The sequence below is a fragment of the Bernardetia sp. ABR2-2B genome (assembly GCF_037126435.1).
GTDB lineage: Bacteria > Bacteroidota > Bacteroidia > Cytophagales > Bernardetiaceae > Bernardetia.
Genome location: NZ_CP147020.1, coordinates 2,771,969 through 2,791,451 on the forward strand (window position 1 = coordinate 2,771,969; position 19,483 = coordinate 2,791,451).

Genomic DNA, 19,483 nt, shown 5'->3' on the forward strand with positions numbered 1-19,483 from the left:
GAAATGCTTTTCCACAATTAAAATCGTGGATTTCGTTATATATTAATTTTGCTCAATTACTTACAGCCCATAATTTTCGTTTTTACTCTTCTTCCTCAAACTTATCCTCTTCACTATCAAATATGTTTTGAATGTAAAGAGAAGCCTTTAATGTTCCTTCGTCAGAATTATATTCTATTATAAAACCTAATTTTTCACAGATTCTTTTCATTGCTTTATTTTCTGACAAAATATCGGCTGTCAGAAGTTCTATGCCTTCACTACGACAAACCTCAACGGCTCTACTCAAAAGCTCAAAGCCTAACCCTTCGCCTTGATAACCATCGACGATTGTCATTCCAAATTCGGCTTGTTTTGTTCCGTGAACTTTTATTATTCGGATTGCTCCAATGATTTCATTTTTTGTATCTTTTCCTTTTTCTATAATAAGTGTAATTTGTCTGTCATAATCAGCAAAACAAATTCGTGAAAGACGCTCATGGGATGTTCTTTGGTCAAGACTAACCGCATGAAAAAATCTAAAATAAACACTTTGAGGAGAAAGTTTTTTGTGAAATTCTGCCATTGAAGGCTCATCTTCTGGACGAATAGGACGAATCAAAACCTCTTGATTGCTTTTTGGTAAAACCCATTTTTCTTCATATTCAGAAGGATATGGACGAATTGCCAAACGAATAAGTTCTTCTCCTTTTACATCATTGGGCTGCAAAATCATAACAGCATCAAGAATCGAAACACCCTCTGTACGAGAAACTGAAATCGGATTGAGGTAAATTTCTTTGATAAAAGGCTGCTCAATGATAAGCTGACTAAAACGAACCATAGACTGTTCCAAAAGCATTAAAGTAGGCTCATGCAAATCATCTGTTCTGACAAGGTTTTTAAAAATGGTTGTTTGTTCTATTGCTCTTCGTGCTAAAGTTGCATTTAAAGGAGGTAAAGCAACGGCTCTATCTTGATAATATTGTAATGACTTTCCACCATTGCCAAAGAAAATAATTGAACCAAATTGTACATCAACTCTACTTCCCATTAACATTTCAATAGAATCGTGTGTATTCATTTCTTGCACCGTAACTCCCAAAAATTCAGCAGGATTTACACGCTCTTCGATATTCTTTTTGATTTCTTGATACGCTTTTCTGACTGCAGTTTCATCTTTCAAATACAAACGAACTCCACCTACTTCGCTTTTATTAATAATCGTACTTGAATGAACCTTCAAAACAACAGGTTTTCCTATCGCTTTAGCTTGTTGCCAAGCTTCATCTTCTGAAAGAGCTAAACGAGTATCAATAACAGGCAGATTATAAGCTGACAAAATTAGTTTTGCTTCCCACTCTGTAAGGATTGTACGTCCTTCTACTCTTGCATTAGCTATAATTTGAGTTACTACGGCTCTATTAGGTGGATTTTTTTTCATTGAATCCGAAATACGAGGCGTTTGATAAATGCCTTTCAAGTTGTAGGCATATTTCCATAAATAATTAAAAATATGAGCTGCTGCATCTGGGTATTGAAAGTTTGGAACACCTGCTTTTGAGAGCAACTTTCGCCCTTCTTTTGTGGTGTCTCCTCCCATCCAACTAACTAATAGTGGTTTCTTTTTAAGAGAAGCAAAACGCAATAAATTTTTGGCTGTTTCGGTAGGTTTACTGACAGCTTGAGGTGCAAGAATCACTAAAAGTCCATCTACGTTTTTGTCTTCTAATAAAATTTCGGTTGCCTTTTCATAGAGTTTAGGTGTTGCAAACTGATGTAAATCTAATGGGTTTTCATACTCCCAACCTTTTGGTAAAAATTCTGATAAAGATTCAATAGTCTTTTCTGAAAGCGTAGCTAACTGCCCTCCACCTTTCATCAGCATTGTCGTTGCGAGTTGAGCAGGTGCATTTGCATTTGTTAGAATAGCTAAATTTTTTCCTTTCGGACGTGGTTGCTTAGAAATTACTTCTACCATAAAAAATACTTCTGCCATCGTATCGACACGAAGCATTCCCGAACGACGAAAAGCAGCATTGAAAATCAAATCCTCATCTACTTCAAAACGAATAGGAGAGACAGCCTGACTAGAAGTATCATTTTCTATCTGTTGTCTTTTACCTGTTTTGAGAACAATAATAGGCTTTGAATAAGAAACTTCTTTTGCAGCAGAGAGAAAAGAACGAGCATAATTAATTGTTTCCATATACAAGACAATAGCTTTTGTTCGCTGGTCGTCTCCTAAATAATGTATTACATCTCCCCAACTTATATCAATCATTCCACCAATCGAAACAAAAGCACTAAAACCTACGTTTTGGCTATTTCCCCAATCTAAAACACCTTCTCCCATAGCCCCACTTTGAGAAACAAACCCAATACTTCCTTCTTTTGGGCGTTGGTCTGAAAAAGTAGCAAAAAGATTTAGATGAGGACGTATGAAACCAATAGAGTTTGTTCCGATAATACGGACATCAGCTTTTCTTGCTTCTAATAATACTTCTGCTTCGAATTCTTCTCCTTTTTCACCTGCTTCTCTAAAACCTGTGGATAAAATAAGTGCATTTTTTACGTTTGCTTCTCCACATTCCTTTATGATTTCGGCAACAGTTTTGGCAGGTGTGATAATAATTGCTAAATCTATAAACTCATCTATATCTTCAATTTTTTTATAACAGACAGAACCATTAATCTCTTCATATTTTGGATTAACAGGAAATACTTCTCCTTTATAATCTAATAAAGTTAGGTTTTCGAATAATCGTTTTCCTAAAGCTCCCTCCCTTTTACTTGCTCCAACAACAGCAATCGTTTTGGGATGAAAAAGAGCTTCCATTTTACTTTTATCGTAAGAAGGATGAAAATGGTGCGCCGAAACGCCCTCGCCCCAAGAGCGAATACCTTCTAAAACTCGTTCTAAAATACGTTGAAAAGAATGCTGCATAACAGTTTGGATTCCGATAGCCAACTGATTGGCTAGGTAATTATAGTTTCTTTTTAAAGGTAGAAAAGAATTTGTTTTTTTACGATTATAGGTCTCAAAATTATTTATTTTATTTTGAGCTATTTGTGATGATTTAGATGGTTTGAATTCTCTTCTCTTTGATTCTTTATTACTCAAATATACAACAGGCATCTGTAAAAAATGTAATGTAAACAGATAAAATTAAAAAAATTGTTGTGTGTTTTTGTTAGCGCAAAATCTTGTTCCAATTGGTTCGAATCAAAATCTTGCTTTGAAAGTAGATGAAATAAAACTATTATTTTGTAAGAAAAATATAAAAATCAAGCTTGTATCTAGTATAGGGTTTAAACAAAGCTAAATAAATATTTTACAAAATAACACCTCTTACTATTAAAATTATGTTAAAAAATGACCAATAGTCATATTAACCGTTTTTAAAAAATAAGCCATAAAAACTCAAAAACAACTTTCTTGATTATTGGAACGTTAGTTTTTTGCTTTAATTCAATTAAAAGTATATTTTTATTGAATTTTTTGGCTGTTTTTGCTACTTATAGAATTAGAAACGTTATTTTTGCAAATAAGTTTTTTTACCGTATAAAAAACGTGTAAATTAATTATTAACAAATTACTACCAAAAAAAATGACTACAATTCAGAAAACAAATAACGAGTCCATTGTATTGGCTATCATCGAAATAGCTGCACAAATGCTTAAAAAAGGTTCAAATCTTACTAACATCGTTGGCTTGACAACCCAACAATGGATGGTTCTTTTATATATACAAGGAGATACAAACATTCCTTATGCAGAAGAGCGACTTCAACAAGGGGGTATTTTGGCTTCAGATATTGCAGAAGCATTAAACGTTTCTCGTCCTAATATTACAAATTTAATACAAGTATTGGCTGACAAAGGATTAATAAAGCAAGATAAAGACCCAAGAGATAAACGCAGAAAAGTATTAGTATTGACAAGAAAAGGCAGAGATGCTATCGGAAAAGTAGCTCCTTTGAGAGAAAATGCAAATATGAGATTACTGTATGACTTTAGTGAAGACGAAAAAGAAGATTTCCTTGCAAAGCTAATGCACTGTCTTGACCGTTTGCATGGAAGAATATAAATCTATTGACATTCTAAATCTTTGAAAACAAAATTTTAACTGTTTATGAGTAAATCATTTAATAATAAAGTTGTTATAATTACGGGAGGCACTTCTGGAATTGGTAGAGCCTGTGCAGAAGCCTTTGGAAATCAAGGCGCAAAAGTAGTTATTACAGGCAGAAATATAGAAAAACTAAAAGAAGCACAGATTTTTTTAGAAAATCAAAATATAGAAGTTTTGCCCCTTCAATTAGATGTCAGCAAAGAAGAAGACAATAAAAAATTAGCAGAAAAAACAATTGAAAAGTTTGGAAAACTAGATATTTTGATAAATAATGCTGGTATTTCGATGCGTGCTTTATTCAAAGATTTAGATGTAGATGTCTTGAAAAGATTGATGGATATTAATTTTTGGGGAACTGTGTATGCAACCAAATACTGTATTCCTCATATCATAAAAACACAAGGTTCGATAGTGGGAGTTTCATCTATTGCAGGTTTTAGGGGACTACCAGCTCGTACTGGGTATTCGGCTTCTAAGTTTGCGATGCAAGGTTTTTTGGAAGCTCTTCGAACAGAGATGAAAGCTGAAAATGTACACGTTTTGATTGCTTGTCCAGGATATACTTCTTCTAATATCAGAAACACAGCACTTTTGCAAGACGGTAGCAAACAAGGAAGCTCTCCTAAAGATGAAGGAAAAATGATGAGTTCGGAAGAGTGCGCCAATCATATTTTGAAAGCTACAAAAAAACGAAAAAATATTTTAATATTGACCTTACAAGGGAAAATAACGGTATTTTTGAATAAACTATTTCCTTCTTTTATGGATAAGTTGGTCTTAAATGCGATTGCAAAAGAAGGGGAAATTCCTAAATAAAGTAAGATTTTAGAAGTAAACTCCAATGAAAAATATAATTGAATTAGCTTTTTTGACTTTTGATTCTAACTTCAGAAATCTGACTTCTAAATTTATTACTCTTTATGGTCAAAATATATTTGTGTTTCCCTGTGTTCTTTAATGAATTCAGCATTTAAAGTATATCTTGCATTTCATTTATTAAACAAAAAAATGTACCTTTGCAAATCATTGTCTTTGCTTTTAAATTAATTAGACTTATTTTATGAATTATGGTAAAATAAAGAAATTGATTTAAGACAGACATTCCAAAACTCATTCTACAATCACCTGAGTCCCAAACCGATTTTATGGAACAACCTACTCCAGTAGCTAAACGAATAGATGCCCTAGTAAAACTTCAAGAAGTTGATTCTAAATTAGATGAATTACGTAAGATAAAAGGCGATTTGCCCGAAGAAGTCCAAGATTTAGAGGACGAAATAGAAGGATATCAAACACGAATTACAAAGTTTGAAGCTGAAAAGAAATCACTTACAGACCTTGAAGCAACACAAGATAACTCTATTAAAGACCACAAAAAATTAATCGTAAAATACGAAGAACAGCAAATGGACGTTCGCAATGACCGTGAATTCCAAGCTATTGCTCGTGAAATAGAAAATCAACAACTTGATATTCGTCTTGCTGAAAAGGCTGTTAGAGATACACAGTATAAAGTAGAGCGCAAACAAAAGCAAATTGAAGAGACAAGGGCTACTTTAGAAGAGCGTAAAAAAGATTTAGAAAATAAAAAGAACGAGCTAGAAGGTATCGTTAAGGAAAGTGAAGAAGAAGAAGCAAAATTAATGAAAGAGCGTGAAAAACGTAAAAAGAATGTTGCTGATAATTTATACTTATCCTACGAACGTATTCGTGAAAATGCTCGTAATGGTCTTGCTGTCGTGAATGTAAAACGTAATGCGTGTGGTGGCTGTTTTAATATTGTTCCTCCACAACGTCAAGTTGATATTAAAGAAAGAAAAAAACTAGTAGTCTGTGAACATTGTGGACGTGTTTTCGCTGATGTGGAAGCTGTTGAAGTCGTAGAGAAAAAACGTACTACTCGTCGTAAGCGTGTTACTAAAAAAGACAAAGAAGCAGCAGAAAAAGCAAAAGCTGAAAAAGCTGCAAAAAAAGCAAAATAATATTTATGTCCTTTGTTTTAAAAATCCTTATTTTGTTTATAAACAAAATAAGGATTTTTTTGATGGTTTAGTCTTCCAACTCTTCAAGTTCCTTTAATTCTTCCTTTAGCTCTTCTACGTAGTTTCCATACAGATTTTTGATATACCATTTTATCACAAAATAATAAGCAGGAAGAGCAACTAAGGCAACTCCTCCAATTAAAAGTAGTCTAGTAATTGTAAAATCTTCAGAAGATACATTTTTCCATAGTAAGGGCAGTACAGCAGCAAAAATACCTAATACCAATGAACCATATAAATATACTTTTAAGTATAAATCTAGTGTCGAAATAAGTTGATATAGTGTTTGTTTTAGGTTTTTTTGTAAATCTACTTTTCTAATCTTTAGATATTTGAAAGCGTACCAAATCAAGGAGACTATCATAACAAAACTCAAATAGGGAATAAGGAAAGGTGAGTAGAACCATTCTTTATTAAGCATAAAAAAAACACTCAACACAACAACAAGACTTGATTCTATTAGAATACTACGCTTGATTTTAGAAATACTATCATTTGCTTTTCCTTTTAATAGTTTTCTAATTTGTTCCTTTTCAAGAACAGGTTCTGGGCTTGTTTGGAGCGTTTGCCAAGTAGATTTTAGATTGTCTATATCCATTTTAGATTGTGCTTATCTTTTATAAAATGATAGAAATATTTTTTAGTAGTTAGAGTATTTTGATTTATTGAGGTAGTTTTTCTAACGTTTGTTTTAATTTTTTCTTTATCCGATTAATTTTTACGCCTACATTCGTTTTGGTAATACCTATAATTTCGGCAATTTCATCATAACTTTTTTCTTCAAGATAAAGCATAATAATACCCTTTTCTACCTTTGATAATTTTTGAATTGCCTTTTGAAGATTTTTGAGTTGTTCTTCCTTATCAGTATCAGGAGGAGTATCAGGAAATTGAAGGGTCGAATCTGAAATAGAAAATTCTGAAGGTTTGCGCTTCACTTTTCGCAGACGTGCAATAGCTGTATTGAGTGCAATGCGATACATCCAAGTAGAAATTTTGGAATCTCCTCTAAACTTTGGATAGGATTTCCAAAGCTGAAACAATACTTCTTGAAACAAATCCTGTCTATCATCATCAGAATCACAATACATACGACATACCTTATGTATAATTCCTTGATGTTTCTGAATAAATGCTACAAAATCTTTGTCTTTGTCCAAAATGAGTAAAAAGGTTTATTTTTTAGTAAGAATGAAAATAGGTACAATAAGATTCATTCAAGATAGAGTTTCTAAAGTACAAATTTATACAATCAAGTGGCTAAAAATAGCTAAATAAATAAGGTTTTTTATAAACTTTCAATTTATTTTGAAAGAAATGAAACTTCTCTAAAGTCTTTTCGTTTACATAGCTGTAAAGTAACTTCGAAATTAATCCAAAATTTGTTATGATTTCCCCTTATAAAAAACCTTTATTACGAATTGATTTAGTTGTCCAACTACTTTTTTTGATTATTCTTTTTGGAGGGTATGGAATGACTTTTTTAAGTTTTCATTTTCCCTTAGAAGAGTTTGACTTTGCTTTCCTTTTTCCTATTTTGGCTTTGGCTATTTTAGGTTTGATAAATCCAATAATGAATATTCTTCATTTAGTTTTAGGAGATTATTCTGATGAAACACATCAACTTCGTAAGAACTATACTTTTGCTATTTTGGCTTATTTAGGCATTGGTGCTTTAGGATATTTGACTGCCCTTGCTTTTAATGCAATGTGGCTATTAGGTATTGTGGGTTACTTTTACATTTATGGAATTAGTCATTTTTTTGCAATTGGTTATGTTTATATTACTATTTTGGAAAACAAAACCCAAAAAATAGTTGAGAGAAGATTATATTATTAATAATTAATAATTCCAATTTTCTTGTCTTTGAGTTTTACATTAATAAAATTCTTCAAACGGTCTTCGTATTTTTTGCGTGTGTATCTATTTCTTGCTGGTTCGCCTTCCCATTTTACCAACAACATAAAGGCTAACGAATCATTCTTAAAATCTGTTTGGCGCACTCTAGCTACACCAATTTCTTTGAGTTCTGGATAAATAGCCTTGAGTTCATTCTTTATGGTTTCGAAAGGCAACGTATCTCCTCTAGCATACAAAAGCTCTTGTTTTAGGTCTTCAATTTCTTTGTCTTTGCCTGTTATGATTTCATCTTTTTGCTTATATGTTCCCATTTCTTCCCTAAATTTTATCTCAATATAACGCTTTGCATTATTCATTACCGTACGCTCTACACGAGTTTCAGAATCGGCAGGTTCTTCTGATTGAACTAGCTCAATATGCACACTATCTTCGCTATCAAAGCCTGTCAGTTTCCAAGAACTTTTTACCTCATCATTAAATGTTTTTTCTAAGTTGAGGAGCGAATCATAATTGATATAACTTCCTGCCCCAAAGCTAATGACACGCAGCCTATAAATATTAGTAGAATCTAACTTTACCTTCCATTGTACTGAATTCAAATCATAATTTGGATTTATATTTTCGGTAATAAAAGTAGTAATACGCTGATTACGAAAGTTTTCAGTTAGTTTTTTGAATAGAAAAATTACACTAGGAACAAGCAAAAGTGTAAGAACAATATAAGCTGTAATTCTTGCTCGTCTTGCCAAAACAGGATTTAAAACTTCCACATAAGGAAATTTCAAAAAACGCACAATCATATACGTAGAAAGACTTATAAAGACAGCGTTAATAAAAAACAAGTAAAATGCACCTGCAAAAACATCCCATTTTCCTGTTGCTAATCCAAAACCTGCCGTACAAAGAGGAGGCATTAAAGCTGTTGCAATCGCTACTCCCGGAATGGCATTGGTCTTTTCAGTACGAGAACCTGCAATAATACCAGCCAAGCCTCCAAAAAAAGCAACCAAAACATCTAATAAATTAGGTTCAGTTCGTGAAAGCATTTGGTCGGTCAGAAGCCCTAGAGGAGTAATTTTAAAATAAATAACACTTGTAACCAACGTTAGAATAATGGCACTCAAAAAATTACGAAGCGACTTAATAAGTGTTTCTCTGTCATTAATCGCAGCTCCCAATCCAATCCCCAAAATAGGAGACATTAAGGGAGAAATAAGCATCGCACCAATAATGACAGCAGCCGAATCTAAGTCAAGACCAATAGAAGCAATCATGACTGAACAAATCAGCACCCAAAGGTTCGAACCTTCCAAAACAACACCTGACTTAATACTTTTGACTGTTCCAACAAAATCTGTATCAGAAGCTAAGTGTGTTAGGCGAAAGAAAAAATCTTTAATGAATCCCCATGAATCACGAATTCCGTGTTGCCATTCAGGATAGTCATGTTTTATATTTTCTGAATCGTAGTCCTGTTTGGGAGTAGAATTTGGTTCTTCGTTCATAATTTAAAATAACTTACTAAGTTATAAATCGTTGTCTTATAATGAGTTTTTGCTATTTCGACATTCTAAAATACTATTTTCTAATTAAGAACCGAAATTTAGTTTGTTTTTAGACTTCTCACAAGTATTATTTTTTTTAATACGTCTTTTTTTATCTTATTTTATACTCAAACTGTTTGATATTTAGAATTTTGTAAAAATAGTGTTATTTTTATTTTATGAACTCATTTTTAAGTCAAGATAGCCGTAGAGAACTGGAGAAACTTCAACGCAGCACTTCAAATAATAATAAGTTTTACGTAAAAGTTACGGTTTTGCTTGGCTTAGATAGTGGTCATAGTGCAGAAAGTTTGAGCAGTTTGTTGGGCATTAGTTTGTCATCAGTTTATCATTACCATTCTGTTTATCAAAGCAAAGGTTTAACCTATTATTTATCGTTTCATTATCAAGGTTCTTCTAGTTACTTAACCAATAATCAATTAGAGCTGCTATCTGCTGAGTTAGAAGCTACCTTATACACTACTAGTCAGCAGATTTGTGAATGGATTTATGAAAACTTCCACACAGTTCTTTACCATCACCTGCAAACCACTCTTTTTGCTCATTATTTAATTCTATTCCATAATTTTCAAAGAGTAACCTTTCAAAGTGAGACAAAGACACCTTTTTTAAGCAAACAGGAAGATGAGACCGAGAGATAACTCTAACAGAAGAAGATAAGCCTAAAAAAGCACATAATTCTTGATGCTTATTTTTCATACTACGATGAAGGCTTGATAAATTTCCATCACGTTTTCGCAAAAGAGCTATACTTAAACCAAGTAAAACAAAAGCTAAATCGTGAAGTTTGCCTCGGCAATCTCGTAAGTCTAAACCTACTAAATTTTGTAATTGAACATAAAAACTATTTTCTTAGAAGAGTAAATTAGGGGAATTTCGTACTTGAGGAATACAAAATTGAACCTTTTTTTACTCTTTTATTTTTTCATAAGAAAACCCTGCTCTAGTAAATCATCTCGCTTTATGCACAAACTATTTGTTGTTGCCCTTTTGATTTTTATTTCCTGTCAAAATATATCTAAATCTCAAATCAAAACAGAGATAGAAAAACCTATTTTGCCAAAAGTATGGTTATCTCAAATACAAAGTCAAGAAGCCCAAAATCGTTTTAAAGATGTTTTGGAAGAAATACATAAATCTACTTTTTATACAGATTCTCAAAAGGATAGTCTTTCTGGCATTCAAGTTCGGTTTGCAAATTGTGAAGATATAAAAGTACAGTACAAACTACTTTCATTTTTAACAGGAGAAAAAAACAGTATAGACTTAGTAGATATTTCACAAAGTAGAGAAGTAGAATGGATAAAAAAAATGTATCTGAAAGATAAAACTGTTGCTACTCAATCTTTAAAAGCATTAGTAGGAACTACTCGCCTAGATTTTGCTGATTATTCTAGTTCTTATTATGATACGACTTATCATCCATCTAAAAGTTTTGATTCTCTTTCAGTAGCCAAACCTTCTGAAAAAGTCAAAAAAATGGAGCAAGAAGCTATTTCACTTATAAGAAAACTAAGACAAATATCTAGGTTTAGCTATGAGGAGCGAGAAAAAGAGTATAACCCAGTTCGACAAAAGTTAGCAGAAAAAGTCAAGACACTTTTAGAAGAACCAACAGCTTATGAATACGCTTTACCACTTCTTTCAGAACAAATGTATTCTTTGTTTTCTCCAGATAAAAAGTTTAGGATATACTTTATCAATTATCATGGAGAAGGCTTTGAAGGTATTTATGCTTATGCTCACTATCGTAATGCTGCTGATTCTAAAGTTATGGTTGAAGAAGTAGATTGTCATTCTGAAGACGGAGAATGTTACACACTCGTTCCGACAGCAATTTTTCAAACTAAAAAAGATAATAACCCTCTTTATGTTCTTGTTAGTGATATTAGTAATAAAGGCATGGAATGGAATGTTGATGTACAAACTTTAGAAATAAAAGATGACAAAATCATAAATTGTAAAGATTGTGTAGAGAACAAAATTATCAAAAATTATGATAAATATGTAAGATATAATGCAAACCCATCTTTTGATACATTGAAACAAGAATTATCTTTTTCAAAAGGACAATTAGTAAGCTCATTAGTAACACCATTCGAAACCGAAAGTAGAAGGCGACGGTCATATAGAAGCCTTTTAACAAGATATATTCTAAAATGGAATGGAAAAACATTTGAAGAGGTAGAATTAAAACCTTACTGTGAATGAAAAATCCCCTATCTAATCAAAAATCAGATAGGGGATTTTCAAAAAAACTCTGCTTCTATTACTTCTCCACCTCAACAGCAGGAATATTTTTATCAGCCACCAGTTTATTAAAAGCAGGAATATCAGTTTTCAAGATTTCGTAATACATCTTTAGCTGCTCATCGATTTTCTTGGTAATATCTGCTTTTACTTCTTTTGCGCCTTCGTTTGGTGGGAAATTTCCATAACCTACCGTAGTTGCTAGTGCGCTTAATTTATTATTCAAACGAATAGGGAAGTTTAAAGGGTCTTGACCACTTCTATTTTGAGTTTGGTAAAGAGCTTTTTCAATAGCTTCTAGTTCTTTAGTAATACTTTGAGCTGAATCTGCAACGGCTTTCCAATCTTCGTTTCCACTTGCTTTTGTTCTCCAATCGCTTAGGCTAGATTTGATTTTACGAATATTGATAATCGCTTCATGTGTTTCGGTAAGTTTGTCTCTTACTTCTGTCAAAAACACAAAACGCTCTTTCAAATCTGCATCCGAAACACTCCAACGTGGGTCTTTCAAAAGTTTAAAATCTACTTCTTGTGTTTTTCCATCAAAGGTTACTTTTGCTTTATAGTCGTCTGGCATTGCCTGTACACCTTGTGTTCCACCAAACCAAAGAATCATTCCATCAAACTTTTTAGCATCTTCGTAGCGCATATTCCAAGTGATGGTGTTTGCTCCTTTTTGAGCTTTCAGTTTTTTGATATTTGAGTCTTTGTCTTTCGTTACTTTTTCGTCAGAAGATAATTTTTGAATTAAATTTCCGTCTTTATCCAAAATTTCAATTTCTAAAACCTTTGAAGTATCTGGTTTCTGATTTAGATAAAAATTCAATTTCATATTTCGTTCACTCAAATAAGTGTCGCTCGGCTTATAAACTAAGAAGTTTTCAGTTTTGATTTTTTCTAAATCTGCTTTTTCAAAATTACGAAGAGGATTAAGGTCATCAAAAATCCAAAAACTCCTTCCTTGTGTAGAAACAATCAAATCATTTTCCTTAACCTGCATATCCGTAATTGGAACGATTGGCAAATTATAACGCATTGGTTGCCAATTAATTCCATCATCAAAAGAAACATAAACGCTGCTTTCAGTTCCTGCATACAAAAGACCATCACGAGTAGGGTCAAGTCTTAGCACTCTTGTAAAATCATCTTTTGGAATGCCATTTGTGATTTTTGTCCACGTCTTGCCATAATCTTTTGTTTTGTATAAATAAGGCGCAAAATCATCAGACTTATAACGAGTAGCAGCAACGTAAGCAACTCCTTTTTTTGTTGGATGCAAATCAATAGAGTTTATCATTGCCCATTCTGGGAGTTTTTTTGGCGTGATGTTTTCCCAATTCTTGCCTCCGTCTTTTGTAATGTTGATAAATCCATCGTCCGAACCTGTCCAAATCACACCACTTTCAGCAGGAGATTCAGCAGCAGCGAAAATAGTCCCATAATATTCTACACTTGTGTTGTCTTTCGTTATTTCTCCACCAGAAGACTGCATTTTTGATTTATCATTTCTAGTCAAATCTGGACTAATGGCTTCCCAACTCTGCCCTTCATTGGTTGTCTTGAATAATACATTTGCAGCCGTATAAAGTGTATTATTATCATTTGGAGAGAAAAAGATAGGGAAATTCCATTGAAAACGATATTTCAGTTCAGCAGCTCCCCAACCCATCGGATTATCTGGATAAACATCAATCAGACGAGTTTCTTTAGTTTTATGGTTGTAACGCATCAAAAAACCATCATACGAACCACCATAAACGATGTCATTATCTTTTGGGTCGGCTACAATATGTCCACTTTCTCCACCTGCCGTCGATTCCCATTCAGATTCATCTTGTGAAGAGATACGAATGGAAGAATTATCTTGCTGCCCTGCGTAAAGTCTGTATGGAAAAGAATTGTCTGTGCTTACTCTATAAAATTGCGCTGTTGGCTGATTCATATAAGTAGAAAAGCTCTTTCCTGCATTCTTAGAAACTTGCGCTCCTCCATCATCTCCAATAATCATTCTTTCTGGATTTTGGGGGTCTAGCCAAAGGTCGTGATGGTCGCCGTGTGGTGTCTGTATTCTCTTATAACTTTTTCCTCCATCAGATGAGAAGTGAAAATTTACATTCAAAACATAAACACCTTCTGGATTAGTTGGATGTGCATAAATACGAGTATAATACCACGCTCTCTGACGTAATTTTCGCTCATCATTTATCTTTTTCCAGTTTTTTCCTCCATCATCAGAACGAAAAACGCCACCTTCTTTAGATTCAATAATTGCCCAAACTCTGTCTTTTTGTGCAGCAGAAACAGTTACTCCAATTATTCCCAAAGCTCCTTTTGGCAATCCTTTTATAGATTCATCTTTTGTTAAGTTTTTCCATGTATCTCCACCGTCTGTACTTTTCCAAAGGGCAGAACCTTTTCCACCACTTTCAAGACTGTATGGAGTTCTACGGATTTTCCATGTACTTGCATAAATTACTCGTGGGTTCGTTGGGTCAAGAATTAAATCTACTGCACCTGCATCTTTGTTTGAGAATAAAATACGTTCCCAGTTTTTGCCTCCGTCTTTACTTCTATAAACACCTCTTTGCTCACTAGAACCAAATAAATGACCCAAAACAGCAGCATAAACCAAGTCTGGATTTTTTGGATGAATACGAATGCGAGTAATATGACGAGAATCGTCTAAGCCTATTTTTTGCCATGTTTTTCCTGCATCAAGGCTTTTCCAAGCTCCACTTCCGTGCGAAACATTTCCACGAACTGTTTTTTCTCCTCCTCCTACATAAATCACATTGTTGTCGTATTCACTAACAGCGACAGCACCAATAGAACCACCAAAGTCTGGGTCAGAAATATTTTCCCAACTCATTCCTCCGTCTTCAGTTCGCCAAACGCCACCTCCTGCTGCACCAAAATAAAATAGGTCTGGATTTCCTGTTACACCTGTTACGGCTGCCGAACGTCCACCACGATAAGGACTGACTTGTCGCCATTTTGTAGAAGAAAAATAAGTAGTGTCAGGCTTGAAAGTTTCTTGAGCTTTTGTGAATGTAATTGTACTTACTAAAAGCAATATTGCTATGAAGTATGTTTTTAATTGTTGTTTCATTTTTTGAGTTTTGTTTGTAAAGGGTTTTGATAGAGTATGATTTTTGAAGAATAATTTTACATCATAGTAAGCAGTTAAATAAGATTTAATATAAATGACAAATTAATTAGCGAGTGATTATTATGATTACTATGATAATTACAGGATAATACAATGAGACTTGACTTATTATTTGTAATTGAAGTTTACTTTATATTTTAATACAAATCAATTAGCAAGTGATTTTATACAAAAAGTGCAATCAAACCAACAACCAAACAATAGGCTGCAAAATAAATCAGTTTGCGTTTCTTGACTAACTCTACCATCCAATAACAAGCAATCAGCCCCACTATAAAAGCTGTAATAAAGCCAATAGAAAGAAAAGAAATATCTAAAGAAGCTGAATTTGAACTTTCAAGATAGTCTTTTACTTCCAAAAGTGTCGCTCCAAAAATAGGTGCAAGAACCATCAAAAAAGAGAAACGAGCAGCTTCACTACGAGGAACACCAATCAAGAGAGCTGTTGCGATAGTAGCACCTGAACGAGAAATACCAGGTAAGACAGCAATTGCTTGTGCAAGTCCGATAATAAAAGCTTGTAGATAAGAAATATTTTGATTGAGGGCAGCCGTTTGGCTATGTGTTTCTTTGGGAGTGGTTTCATCATCTAAAATTGCTTTCTGACCACTTGTCGGAAGGTTTTTTTCTTGTTTTAGACGAGTAATCATCAATAAAACTCCTGTAACTAAAAGCATCCCCCCTACAAAGGGAATATTTCCTTCAAAAAAAGACTCTACCCATTTCTTAAAAAACACACCAATTATTCCCACAGGAATCATCGAAATTACGATTTTGACAGCAAACTCCCATTCGTCATTCCACTTAAACTTTAGCATTCCTTTCAGAATAAAACCAATTTCTTTTCTAAAAATAACAACTGTACTAAGAGCTGTTGCAGCATGAAGAATAATAGAAAAAAGAAGATCATCGGAAGGTTCAATTTTCAGAAGAGCTTTTCCAAGTTCTAAATGCCCACTACTACTGACAGGCAAAAATTCAGTTAATCCTTGTAAAATACCCAAAATTAGAGCTTCAATCCATTCCATAAATTACCTTTTATATGTTCTCTGAAAATATTTTTTGTTTGTACAAGTAACAAAATTACGAGAGTTTGGCAACTAGACAACCACTTTATCCTAAAAAAAACTAAATCCTTTCCTAAATAAAGATTTATTTCATCTTCAAACCTTTTTTTTACGTAAATTTTGGATAAATTAGAATGTATTACTCACTATTTTTTATTTATTACAACCCTTCTTTCTATGAAACATTTACACACACTTTTAATTGTTCCAGTTATTATTGCGCTTTTTTTACTTGCCATTCAACAGTCTTGCGCTCAAGTAGAAATGCCTGTTCCTAGTCCTGCTGCTTCAGTTTCACAGGTTATTGGGGTTACCAAAGTTTCGGTAGATTATTCAGCTCCTGCTGTTCGTGATCGTGAAGTTTGGGGAAGTTTAGTTCCTTATGGCGAAATGTGGCGTACGGGTGCAAACTCTCCTACAAAAGTTACTTTTAGCACTGATGTTATGGTAGAAGGAAAAAAAGTAGAGGCTGGTTCTTATACACTTATTACTATTCCAACAGAAGATAAATGGACAGTTATTCTGAATAAAGACTCAAAAGGAAATGGCGTTTTTTCTTATTTAGAAGAAGATGATGTAATTCGTGTAGAAGTAGCTCCAAAAAAATCTGAAATGAAGGAATATTTAGCTTATACCATTGTTCCAAAATCAGATATGGAAGCGCATTTGGTAATGAATTGGGAAAAAATAATGCTTCCTATCAAAATTACAACAGACACAAAAGCAAATGCTGTTGCTTCTATTGATAAGGGAATGGGTATTTATGGAAGAGCATGGTATGATTATGCTTCAGCTGCTGAGTATTATATTCAAAATGATTTGGATGTAGAAAAAGCAAATGAATGGGCTACTATGTCAATGAATATTCGTCAAGACCACTTTTTCAATAGATGGGTAATGGCACAAGTAAAAGCAAAACAAGGAAACTACAAAGAAGCTATTATACACGCCACAAAAGCAAAAGAAATGGGTGAAGAAAACGGAGGTGGTTTTTATGCTGCTCGTAAAGCAAGTCTTGAAAGTAGCTTAGCCGAATGGACAAAAAAAGCAAAATAATAAACCAACGAAGAAATTTAAGTTATATATAAAGGCTATTCATTCTATCTTGAGTGAATAGCTTTTTTTGAGTATAACTAGATTTAGTTTTTTTTCGTATATAGTAAGATAACACAAATTTTACAACATTACCTTTTTCATTATGATAGAAATTATAGCCATACTTGCAGTTTTTTCTGTTCCTGTGAGTGCCATTGTTGGTGGATATTATTACAAACTCAAAAAACTAGAAGTTGCTCGTCGTCTTAGTCATGAAGAACAACAGAAACTTGACATGATAATGCAAGAAAATGACGAATTACGTCAGCGTTTGGAAAATGTAGAAGTTATTGTTTCTAGCGCAGATTTGGATATTCTGACAGCAGGAGCTTCTATGGAAGATATTACTCGTATCAAAAATACAGTGAGCCAAGTAAAACAAGAAAAGCGTTTCAAATTGCGTTAAATAAGAGTAACTCCAAGAGAAATTAGAAGACTAATAGACGACTCATATTCAACCCTTTCTTTCTAAAAAAAGTGAGGGTTTTCTTGTCGAATGACTAAGCTAAAATTTATTCTTTAAAGCTCTTTAAGAGTGATTACTCTGATAATTTCTATACAGGTCAGCTCTCGTAGAGCAGACTGTTTGCAGTTGGTACTTAGACTGTTTCTAGTTTTCGACAGACGGTCTGCCCTTTGGGACTGACCTATTTACCATAAAAATCAACTTATTTAAAAATAAGATATTCAGCATTTTTCAAACCTATAAAAGTATAATAAAATTACTTTCAAATTTTCTTAACTTCTTCTCTAGCTCGTGTAAGAGCCACATAAAGTATATTTATTTCTTCGTTAATGGCTTGTTTTCTAGCTTCCGAAATTGGCTTTCCTGTTTTGGTTTGTATGCCTTTGAGAATCTGTTTTTCACTAACAAAATCATTCAGAAGATAGACTTTATCCCATTCTAACCCTTTTCCTTTGTGTGCCGTTGTGAAAGTAATGTCTGCTTTATGAGGTTCTGTAATCCTGTTTTGAAGCCGTTCTAAAAGGTCTGGAAGCTCATTTCCATATTTTTTAACCAGTTCTACCAATCTTTTGAGTGAACGGTCTTGAGAAGCTGCTGCTGTTTCCTCAATTTGTTTCCAATCGTGCCAAAAGGCTTTTTTTCTATTGGCTTTATTATTCAGATTTACCAATTGTGAAATAGAAGAACCATCATCTAATTTTAGATACTGCTCAAAATTTCCTTCAAAAGCTACAGAACTTACTTTTTTAGATTCAAAAAGCCATTCTATTGCTGTCTGAATTAATCCTAGATGAGTTCTGGCAATGACTGCGTGAGTTTTCTTCTGATTGTTTATTTCTTGATTTGATAAAATAGAACGAGGAGTCATTTCAAAGTTTCCTACTTCAAAATCTGGAAAAATATGTTTTTTCCACGCCACTACTTCCTTTGCATACTCGGTTACAGCAGCAGGACAACGAAAACTCTTTTGTAGATTTAATGTCGGAAAATCAGTATTTGAAAGTGAATTAATAGCACTTCGCCAACCATAAATTTGTTGATGCTTATCTCCTACAATCAATTTTGTAGCTTCTTGATTCATAAAAACATCTAGCATAACAGGAGAAGCGTCTTGCCCTTCATCAAATAAAATCCATTCAAAAGACAACTTAGGATTTGATAATTGATATTTTTTGAGATAAAAATCGTGTGTAATTGGAATTTTGGTATCGCTCATTTTATCAAAAAGCCATTTTACTTGTCGCTCTAGTTGGTCATAATTTTTCTGAGCAAATGAAAGTCCTTTTCGTGGAGTGAGCTTTTCAGTATAATCAAATGCTGAAATATTTTTGTGTGTACTCTGGCAAAATGTATCAAAAAAGTTTTTGGTATGACGAGCCAATAAGTAACTATTTGTAGCATCTGAATCTGACAAATGAAAATAGTTTTTGATAGAAGAAAGCGATAAGTCAAAAATCAGAGGAGGTGTTTTTTTTCTAAAAAGACTTCTATAAGCTAATGAATGCGCTGTTTCTACCCAAAGTGTCGGAATATCATTCTGATTGTTTAATCGTAATTTTCGTAAAATTTCTTCTTTTATGGCTCTATTAAAAGCTAGATATAACATAAAACCTTCGCCTTCTCGTTTTTTGGCGTACTCCAAAAGAGCTGTCGTTTTTCCAGAACCAGCCACAGCTTCCACTTTCAAATCGCCTTCTGATTCGATGATAGACTCTTGTTGTGAAGTGAAAATAGGTTGTATATTATTTTGAGTAGCGATAATTTAGAACTTATTTAGATTTTTATATCTGAACTTGAACACAAAAAATGATTATTTTTCATAAATTGAAAGATAAAGAAACTTTTCTAAAAAT

General features: G+C 33.2%; 15 protein-coding genes. 7 read left to right on the plus strand and 8 right to left on the minus strand.

Annotation, left to right across the window (positions count from 1 at the left end; all coding sequences use genetic code 11):
- Positions 1-82 precede the first annotated feature (82 nt).
- Entirely contained in the window at positions 83-3,118 is a 3,036-nt protein-coding gene (locus WAF17_RS11855) for a bifunctional acetate--CoA ligase family protein/GNAT family N-acetyltransferase (RefSeq protein ID WP_338759524.1), read from the minus strand.
- A gap of 472 nt (positions 3,119-3,590) precedes the next feature.
- Here WAF17_RS11855 and WAF17_RS11860 point away from each other — a divergent pair, with 472 nt between their 5' ends.
- The 3 genes from WAF17_RS11860 to WAF17_RS11870 all read left to right on the plus strand — a co-directional run bounded on the left by WAF17_RS11860 (position 3,591) and on the right by WAF17_RS11870 (position 6,097).
- Positions 3,591-4,070 (plus strand): MarR family transcriptional regulator, encoded by a 480-nt coding sequence (locus WAF17_RS11860; RefSeq protein ID WP_338759527.1) that lies wholly within the window; start codon positions 3,591-3,593, stop codon positions 4,068-4,070.
- Positions 4,071-4,115: 45 nt separating this feature from the next.
- On the plus strand, positions 4,116-4,931 hold the full coding sequence (locus WAF17_RS11865) for an SDR family oxidoreductase (RefSeq protein ID WP_338759530.1): 816 nt from the start codon (positions 4,116-4,118) through the stop codon (positions 4,929-4,931).
- Positions 4,932-5,260: 329 nt separating this feature from the next.
- Positions 5,261-6,097, plus strand: a complete 837-nt coding sequence (locus WAF17_RS11870) for a C4-type zinc ribbon domain-containing protein (protein ID WP_338759533.1) — start codon at positions 5,261-5,263, stop codon at positions 6,095-6,097.
- 67 nt (positions 6,098-6,164) lie between these two features.
- Here WAF17_RS11870 and WAF17_RS11875 read toward each other — a convergent pair whose 3' ends face one another.
- Together WAF17_RS11875 and WAF17_RS11880 are read right to left on the minus strand one after the other, a co-directional pair.
- Positions 6,165-6,755, minus strand: coding sequence for a hypothetical protein (locus WAF17_RS11875; RefSeq protein ID WP_338759536.1), 591 nt, complete (start codon positions 6,753-6,755; stop codon positions 6,165-6,167).
- A gap of 64 nt (positions 6,756-6,819) precedes the next feature.
- Entirely contained in the window at positions 6,820-7,317 is a 498-nt protein-coding gene (locus tag WAF17_RS11880) for a sigma-70 family RNA polymerase sigma factor (protein WP_338759539.1), read from the minus strand.
- Between the two features lie 227 nt (positions 7,318-7,544).
- Between WAF17_RS11880 and WAF17_RS11885 the strand changes: the two genes are divergently transcribed.
- A complete protein-coding gene (locus tag WAF17_RS11885; protein WP_338759542.1) occupies positions 7,545-7,997 on the plus strand; it encodes a hypothetical protein in 453 nt (150 codons plus the stop codon).
- Here WAF17_RS11885 and WAF17_RS11890 read toward each other — a convergent pair.
- Together WAF17_RS11890 and WAF17_RS11895 are read right to left on the minus strand one after the other, a co-directional pair.
- On the minus strand, positions 7,994-9,523 hold the full coding sequence (locus WAF17_RS11890) for a TIGR00341 family protein (RefSeq protein ID WP_338759544.1): 1,530 nt from the start codon (positions 9,521-9,523) through the stop codon (positions 7,994-7,996). The genes WAF17_RS11885 and WAF17_RS11890 overlap by 4 nt on opposite strands.
- 522 nt (positions 9,524-10,045) lie before the next feature.
- Entirely contained in the window at positions 10,046-10,282 is a 237-nt protein-coding gene (locus WAF17_RS11895) for a hypothetical protein (RefSeq protein ID WP_338759546.1), read from the minus strand.
- Positions 10,283-10,546: 264 nt separating this feature from the next.
- Here WAF17_RS11895 and WAF17_RS11900 point away from each other — a divergent pair, with 264 nt between their 5' ends.
- On the plus strand, positions 10,547-11,794 hold the full coding sequence (locus WAF17_RS11900) for a hypothetical protein (protein WP_338759548.1): 1,248 nt from the start codon (positions 10,547-10,549) through the stop codon (positions 11,792-11,794).
- A 58-nt stretch (positions 11,795-11,852) separates the two neighbouring features.
- On the opposite strand, the gene WAF17_RS11905 is transcribed toward WAF17_RS11900, so the two are convergent.
- Both WAF17_RS11905 and WAF17_RS11910 read right to left on the minus strand, forming a co-directional pair.
- Complete coding sequence (locus WAF17_RS11905) at positions 11,853-14,942, minus strand: glycosyl hydrolase (protein WP_338759550.1); 3,090 nt, start codon at positions 14,940-14,942, stop codon at positions 11,853-11,855.
- 224 nt (positions 14,943-15,166) lie between these two features.
- Positions 15,167-16,030, minus strand: coding sequence for an undecaprenyl-diphosphate phosphatase (locus WAF17_RS11910; RefSeq protein ID WP_338759557.1), 864 nt, complete (start codon positions 16,028-16,030; stop codon positions 15,167-15,169).
- 216 nt (positions 16,031-16,246) lie between these two features.
- Between WAF17_RS11910 and WAF17_RS11915 the strand changes: the two genes are divergently transcribed.
- A complete protein-coding gene (locus WAF17_RS11915) occupies positions 16,247-17,125 on the plus strand; it encodes a DUF2911 domain-containing protein (RefSeq protein WP_338759560.1) in 879 nt (292 codons plus the stop codon).
- A 142-nt stretch (positions 17,126-17,267) separates the two neighbouring features.
- The gene (locus WAF17_RS11920; RefSeq protein WP_338759563.1) at positions 17,268-17,570 is read left to right on the plus strand and encodes a hypothetical protein; all 303 of its coding nucleotides are present in this window, start codon (positions 17,268-17,270) and stop codon (positions 17,568-17,570) included.
- Between the two features lie 322 nt (positions 17,571-17,892).
- Here the strand turns inward: WAF17_RS11920 and WAF17_RS11925 are convergent, their stop codons facing one another.
- Entirely contained in the window at positions 17,893-19,392 is a 1,500-nt protein-coding gene (locus tag WAF17_RS11925) for a UvrD-helicase domain-containing protein (protein WP_338770182.1), read from the minus strand.
- Positions 19,393-19,483: the final 91 nt, after the last annotated feature.